Source organism: Bradyrhizobium sp. AC87j1, assembly GCF_002936975.1.
Classification (GTDB): Bacteria; Pseudomonadota; Alphaproteobacteria; order Rhizobiales; family Xanthobacteraceae; genus Bradyrhizobium; species Bradyrhizobium shewense.
This window is the reverse complement of record NZ_PTFE01000184.1, coordinates 1-6,955: the sequence shown is the minus strand read 5'-3', so window position 1 is coordinate 6,955 and position 6,955 is coordinate 1. Positions and strand designations below refer to the sequence as shown.

At 65.5% G+C, this 6,955-nt stretch carries 4 protein-coding genes and 1 pseudogene; 2 read left to right on the top strand and 3 right to left on the bottom strand.

Annotated elements, in window-relative coordinates; translation table 11 throughout:
* The first annotated feature begins 317 nt into the window (after positions 1-317).
* Entirely contained in the window at positions 318-2,288 is a 1,971-nt protein-coding gene (locus tag CV770_RS40200; RefSeq protein ID WP_104466235.1) for a carbohydrate porin, read from the top strand.
* A gap of 7 nt (positions 2,289-2,295) precedes the next feature.
* Here the strand turns inward: CV770_RS40200 and CV770_RS40195 are convergent, their stop codons facing one another.
* Positions 2,296-3,027 carry a sulfite exporter TauE/SafE family protein gene (locus tag CV770_RS40195; RefSeq protein WP_104466234.1) on the bottom strand — a complete coding sequence of 244 codons (732 nt, stop codon included), beginning with the start codon at positions 3,025-3,027 and terminating at the stop codon, positions 2,296-2,298.
* A 117-nt stretch (positions 3,028-3,144) separates the two neighbouring features.
* Positions 3,145-5,220 carry a methyl-accepting chemotaxis protein gene (locus CV770_RS40190; RefSeq protein WP_104466233.1) on the bottom strand — a complete coding sequence of 692 codons (2,076 nt, stop codon included), beginning with the start codon at positions 5,218-5,220 and terminating at the stop codon, positions 3,145-3,147.
* A gap of 243 nt (positions 5,221-5,463) precedes the next feature.
* Between CV770_RS40190 and CV770_RS40185 the strand changes: the two genes are divergently transcribed.
* Positions 5,464-6,759 (top strand): hemolysin family protein, encoded by a 1,296-nt coding sequence (locus tag CV770_RS40185; RefSeq protein ID WP_091959795.1) that lies wholly within the window; start codon positions 5,464-5,466, stop codon positions 6,757-6,759.
* A gap of 79 nt (positions 6,760-6,838) precedes the next feature.
* Here CV770_RS40185 and CV770_RS43750 read toward each other — a convergent pair.
* Positions 6,839-6,955 (bottom strand): annotated as a pseudogene (locus CV770_RS43750) (IS110 family transposase); the annotation flags it as partial.

Genomic DNA, 6,955 nt, shown 5'->3' with positions numbered 1-6,955 from the left:
GCCGCTGTCGGCTGTCCCCCCGGGCGGGGTCATTCTTTTGGGCCGGGAATTTTGTTGCAGCCCCGTCACACAGCGGTGCGAACCATCCCGTGCGGCAATCTTCACCAGTTGCTATTGCGAATTAATCGCAATAAGGTTCGCGACAAGTTTAGGAACTTGGGACGAAATCGCGTCGAATCGAGATCATCTCGATGACGCGAGCAACCAAGACCTGATGACAGGGCCGCCGCGAATCGGCAGGGATATCGCGACGGGTGGGACACATTCGCGTTTTGGGGGCGTGCGTTTTGACGTTGAGAGGTCACCGTTACAGATACTTGCGAACGGCCGCGGCGATTGCCTCGGGCGTGTTGGCTTTTCCCGCCGCGGGCCGCGCGGCCGATCTGCCGCTGAAGGCGCCGGCGCTGAGAGCCGTCTATGACTGGACCGGCCTCTATATCGGCGCGCATGCCGGCTATGGCCGCGGCTCGTCGCAGTTCGCGCTGAACGACGGCACAGGGATCAACGACAGCGGCGTCTTCAGCGGCATGATCGGCGGCGTGCAGGCCGGCTACAATTACCGCCTCAATTCCGGCTGGCTGGTCGGCGTCGAAGGCGATTTCACGTTCCCCAACTACATCACCTCGAATTCGATCGTCTCCTTCCTGACGACACCCGCCAACACTGTCACGCAGCAATGGGACTACACCGCCAGCCTGCGCGGCCGCGTCGGCTACACCAGCGGTCCGTGGCTGGTTTACGCCACCGGCGGCTTTGCCTGGATGGGCGAGCGCTATTTCGACACGCCGGCCTCCGGCGCCGAAGTCCCGAAAATCCTGAACACGCGGCCCGGCTGGATCGCGGGTGCCGGCGTCGAATACGGCTTCGCGCCGCATTGGAGCGCACGGCTCGAATATCTCTACAGCCGCTTCGACGGCGCCAATGTCGCCTTCTCCACGGGGGCCCAATACAGCTCTTCGTCGCTCGACTTTCAGCAGGTCAGGCTCGGCCTCAACCGCAAGGTCGATTGGCCGGGCATGCCGAGCTACAACCCGAACAGCTCCTTGATCGACACCGAATCGGATCGCTGGGAGATTCACGGCCAGAGCACCTATCTGCCGCAAGGCTATCCGTCGTTCCCCGCCCTCTACAGCGGAACGAACTCTCTCTCACCATCGAGGCAGGCCAAGGCGACCTGGAGCAACAGCCTGTTCCTGAACGCGCGGCTGTGGGACGGCGGCGAGGTCTATTACAATCCCGAGCTGCTCCAGGGATTTGGCCTGAACGACACGGTCGGCGCGGCCGGCTTCCCGAACGGCGAAGCGCAGAAGTCGAACTTCCCCTATCCGCATTACAACACCTCGCGCCTGTTCGTGCGCCAGACCTTCGGCTTCGGCGGCGAGCAGGAAGAACTCGCCAGCGGCCAGCTGCAGCTAGGCCAAAAGGTCGACGTGTCCCGCCTCACCGTGCAGGCCGGCAAGTTCGCAGTGGTCGACGTGTTCGACGGCAATGCCTACGCCAAGGACACTCGCAGGGATTTCATGAACTGGTCGATCTGGGCCCCCGGCGCCTTCGACTATTCCGCCGACAAGGTCGGCCTCACCTACGGCGTCACCGCCGAGCTCAATCAGAAGCAATGGGCGCTGCGCGGCGGCTATTTCCTGATGGTCGCAGAGCCCAACTCAAATCATTTCGACACCAAGGTCGGGGAGCGCGGCCAGTACGTGATCGAGCTCGAGACGCGCTTCTCGCTGTTCGGCCAACCCGGCAAGCTCAGGACCATGGGCTGGCTCGACAGCGCCAACATGGGCAGCTTCCGCGAGACGTTGAACAATCCCGCGCTCAATCTCGACATTGCGCAGACCCGGCGCGGCCGCACCAAGGTCGGCTATGTCGTCAACCTCGAGCAGGCGATCACCGAGGATGTCGGACTGTTCGGCCGCTGGAGCTGGAACGACGGCAAGAGCGAAACGCTCGCCTTCACCGACATCAACCGCAGCCTGTCGGCTGGTCTTTCGATCAAGGGCACGAAATGGGGCCGGCCTGACGACGTGGTCGGCGTCGGCGGCGCGATCAACGCGATTTCGCAGGACTATCGGGACTTCCTCGCCGCCGGCGGCCTCGGCGTGCTGGTCGGCGACGGTGCGCTCAACTACCGCAAGGAGCGCATCCTCGAAACCTATTACGCCTATGCGCTGAACAAGAATCTCACCCTCACCGCCGACTACCAGCTCATCGTCAACCCCGCCTACAACGCCGACCGCGGACCGGTGTCGGTCATTTCCGGGCGGCTGCACGGGGAGTTCTGAGCGGGGCTCAGAACAGTAGCGTGATGCCTGAGACGAGCAGCAGCGCGAGCACGATCCTGCGGAACGTGGTCTCGTCGATCCGGCCGAACAGCTTGAGCCCGAGCCACGTGCCGCCAAACAGGAACGGCAGGCCGAGCGCGAACAGCTTTGCCGTCTCAAACGTGAGCGCTCCCTTGGCGCCCAGCAGCAGCGCCGCCACGGCGAACACCGCGACCGCGACCGGCTGGAACGTCGCGCGTTGGATGTCCTTGGGCAGACCGCGCAGATTGCACCAGATGGTGATGATGATGCCGGCAAGCCCGGTCAGCCCGCCGAGCAGGCCGTTGACGAAACCGATCGTTATATCGGTGGCCGGCGGCACATTGGTCGCGACCTTGAGCTGCGGCCGGAGCAACGCATAAAGGCTGTAGCCGATCAGGATCGCTCCGACCGCGATGCGGACGCTCCTCGGGTCCGCCCAGGTCAGAAGCGACACGCCGGCCGGCACGCCAAAGACGGCGCCGGCCATGAACGGCCACAGCCGACGCCAGTCGAGTGCCGCGCGCAGCTTCCAGACCGAGTAACCCTGCACCAGAAGGCCGAAGCCGACGATGAGGCTCGCGCTCTGAAGCGGCGTCAGCACGTAGAGCCACAGCGACGCCGCCACCAGGCCGAAGGCAAAGCCGGAGAGGCCGGCGACGAACGCGCCGGCAAACGTGGCCAACAGGAAAAGCGGAAGCTCGATTGCGATCCCGTCCATTGCTCGCTCCATGAATCAGCGAGCAGCGCTTGCGTGGGATCACCACTTCACGGGGAAGCTGCGACGCCCCCGGCATGAGAAACCTAGGGGAAGCGAGGTGTTTCCACAATCAACTTCTTACGCCGCGCGGATCGCGTCCAGGAACTTGCCGACCTCGACCTTGAGACGGCTGCTCTCGCCGGACAGCGATCTGGCGGAGGCGAGAACGTTGGAGGAGGCCGATCCGGTCTGGCTCGCGCCGCGCTGCACGTCGACGATGCTGGCGGAGACCTGCTGGGTGCCGCGGGCCGCCTGCTGCACGTTGCGGGAAATCTCCCGCGTCGCTGCGCCCTGCTCCTCCACCGCCGCGGCGATTGCGGATGCAATCTCGGACATGCGGGAGATGGTGTCACTGATCGACCTGATGGCGCCGACGGAGTCCTCCGTCGCGGTCTGGATTCCCGTGATCTGCTGGCTGATCTCGCCGGTGGCCTTGGCGGTCTGCTCGGCAAGCGCCTTGACCTCGGAGGCGACCACCGCAAAGCCGCGGCCGGCCTCGCCGGCGCGCGCCGCCTCGATGGTGGCGTTGAGAGCCAGAAGATTGGTCTGGCCTGCGATCTGGCTGATGAGCTCGACCACGTCGCCGATCCGCCCCGCGGCCTTGGCGAGCTCGCCGACATAATCGTTGGTCCGGCCCGCCTGCTGCACCGCCTCGCCGGCGATGCGCGCGGAATCCTGCACCTGCCGGCTGATCTCGTCGACCGACGAGGCCATCTCCTCGGCCGCCGCGGCAACGGTCTGCACGTTGGTGGAGGCCTGTTCGGAAGCGGCCGCGACGGTCGCGGTGACCTTTTCCGATTGATCGGCCGTGCTTGTCAGCGTTCCCGCGGACACTTCCAGCTCCGAGGAAGCCGACGACACCGTGTTGATCACGTCGCCGATCATGGCTTCGAAATCGCGCGCGATCTGGTCCATACGCTGGCTGCGCCGCAGCTTCGCGTCGGCCTCGACCCCGGCCGCCTCGTCGGCGGCCTTCTTGGCGAGCAGTGAATCCTTGAAGTGCTGCAGCGAGCCCGCCACCTGGCCGATCTCGTCATTGCGGCCCGTCGCGGGAATCTCGACGTCGTGCTGTCCGGCAGCGAGCGTTGCGATCACGTCCGCGAGCCGGCTGAGCGGCGTCACCACGCGCCTGCGCAGCATCATGGTCACGCCACCGAGAGTCCCGAGCAGCGCCAGCACCACCACGCTTGCGAGCGCGAGCATCGCCAGTGCGCCATCGCGCGAGGCCGAGGCACGCTCGGAAGCTTCGGCCAATGCGGCATCGCGCACGCCGTAGAACATCTGGATGGCCGGCACGATGACCTTCGCCAGTTCGTCGGCGTTGCTGCTGTACTTGCCGTCGCTCCGGGCTGCGGGAATCTCCTTGTCGACGGCAGCCGCAGCTTTTCCAAAATACGATTCCGTTGCCGCCTTCAGCGCGGTCGCGATGCGGGAGGGATTTCCGAGTTGGTCGATGCCTGCCTCGATGCGCTCGCGGTCGGCCTCCACGCGGCCTTGCATGCGATCCATCAGCGACAATTCGGTCGCCGTGAGCGGGCGACTCGCGGACAGCGCCGGGGACAGCGTGGCGGCTCGGCTGCCGGCCGCGACACGCAGGTCCTGGGCCGTCCGCGCCAGGCTCAACAGCGCCGCGAGCGAGGAATCGGCGTTGATGACTTTCGCTTCGAGCCGGTTCATGACCGGTTCGATGTTGCCGATGACCTCGGCGACACCGGGTAGAAAGCCCTTGATCACAGGACCATCGCGCGCCGCCAGGGGGACGCTCATCGCGCGATCTGCCGCCGCGGTAACCTCCTTCAGCCGCCGAGCGGCACGGTCGAGATTCTCGACAATCGCTCCGCCGTCATCCAGCACCAGGATGGCGCGCCTTGCAGCCTCGAAGCCGGCCTCGGCGGCTTTCGCGGCCTTCCCGGCCGCTTCGATCTGGGCTGGCGTCGCCGCCGCTTCCTGGAAGATCGGACCGATATAGGGGGCGCGAAGCCCGGCGACGTGCTGGCTGACCATCAGGGTCGCACCAAAGGCATCGACAGTCTTGATCGCGTCGGAGCGGTTCGTGAAGATGCGCGTCTGGGGTATCAGCACCTCGGCGCCGAGGATGACTGCAAATACCGTCACCGTCAGCATCGACAGCGCGAAAAGCTTCCCGATCCGCATCCCTGGGTCCCCCGAATACATTTCTGCAATGTCGAAAACCTAGCCGGCCGGCCACTAAGAGCCCGTTAAGCAACGGCAGCCCCGTAGTTCCACGGGAGCTCGCGCAAGCGTGTCGAAGCCAGCGCCCACACGGTTCCCTCGGGGCGCCCAAATGCGGCAAAATTGCCGGCATTTCTTCGCCGAATACCTATATCAAGGCGTGTGCCGTCCTATTCGGCCACACCCCCTTACCTCGGAACGTCAATGCTCTCGGTCGAACTCGTCATCGTCGTCGTCCTGATCGTCATCAACGGCCTCTTGTCCATGTCAGAGCTGGCCGTGGTCTCGTCCCGCCCGGCCCGGTTGTCGATGCTCGCCGCCAAGGGCGTGCGCGGCGCCGAGCGGGCGCTGACGCTGGCAGCCAATCCCGGCAAGTTCCTCTCGACGGTGCAGATCGGCATCACGCTGGTCGGCGTGCTCTCCGGCGCGTTCTCCGGCGCGACGCTCGGACAGCGGCTGACGCAATGGCTCCTCGAGCTCGGTCTATCCGCGGGAATTGCCGACATCGTCGGCGTCGGCATCGTCGTGACGCTGATCACCTACGCCACCCTGATCGTCGGTGAGCTGGTGCCGAAACAGGTGGCGCTGCGCGACCCCGAAAGCATCGCGGTCAGGGTCGCGCCCGCGATGCACGTGCTTGCGAAGGTCTCGCTGCCGCTGGTCTTTCTGCTCGATCTCTCGGGCAGGCTGATCCTCACGCTGCTCGGCCGCGGCGGCAAGGCCGAGGAGAAGGTCTCGGAGGACGAGATCCACCACCTCGTCAGCGAGGCCGAGAGCGCGGGCGTGCTCGAGCCCGGTGAGAAGGAGATGATCGCGGGCGTGATGCGGCTCGGCGACCGGCCGGTCGGTGCGGTGATGACGCCGCGCACGGAAGTCGACGAGATCGACCTCAACGACGATCCGGCGGTCATCCGGGAAATCATCGCCAAGAGCCCGCATTCGCGCTTTCCCGTCTCCGACGGCGACCGCGACAAGCCGATCGGCGTGCTCCAGGCCAAGGACCTGCTGATCGCCTATATGAACGAACGCACGCCGGACCTGCGCGCGCTGGTGCGCGAGGCGCCCGGCATCCCGGCGTCGGCAGACGCGCGCGACGTGCTGACCATCCTGAAAGCTGCGCCGGTCCACGTCGGTTTCGTCTACGACGAATATGGCGGCTTCGAAGGCATGGTGACGGCCGCCGACATCCTCGAATCGATCGTCGGCGCCTTCCATTCGGAGGCCGGACCGCCGGAGCCCGCCTTTGTCAGGCGCGCCGACGATTCGCTGCTGATCTCGGGCTGGATGCCGGTGGACGAATTCGGCGAATTGCTCGGCGTCGAACTGCCGCCGCACCGCTACAACACGGTGGCGGGCCTGGTGCTGCAACAGTTCAACGTGCTGCCCGACACCGGCGATGCCTTCGACTTCGGCGGCTGGCACATCGAGGTGGTCGATCTCGACGGGCGTCGGATCGACAAGATCCTGGCGAGCCGGTTGAGTGAGGTCGAGACGGGGTAGTTCGAGCGATAGAGCGAGCCCCAACCACAGCTGTCGTCCCGGACAAGCGTAGCGCAGCGGAGCGCTGATCCGGCAACTGTTATTGGGGGCCGGCCTTCAGGTACGGTTTCCTGTCGCGCATCATAGCGTTAAGGACCGTTAGCAGCTTCCTGGCAACGGCAATGAGGGCGAGCTTGGCCGGTTTGCCGACCTGTCG

Excerpts from the sequence above, each read along its gene's own strand:
- CV770_RS40195 (WP_104466234.1), bottom strand. The coding sequence starts at position 3,027 with ATGGACGGGATCGCAATCGAGCTTCCGCTTTTCCTGTTGGCCACGTTT.
- CV770_RS40190 (WP_104466233.1), bottom strand. The coding sequence starts at position 5,220 with ATGCGGATCGGGAAGCTTTTCGCGCTGTCGATGCTGACGGTGACGGTA.
- CV770_RS40185 (WP_091959795.1), top strand. The coding sequence starts at position 5,464 with ATGCTCTCGGTCGAACTCGTCATCGTCGTCGTCCTGATCGTCATCAAC.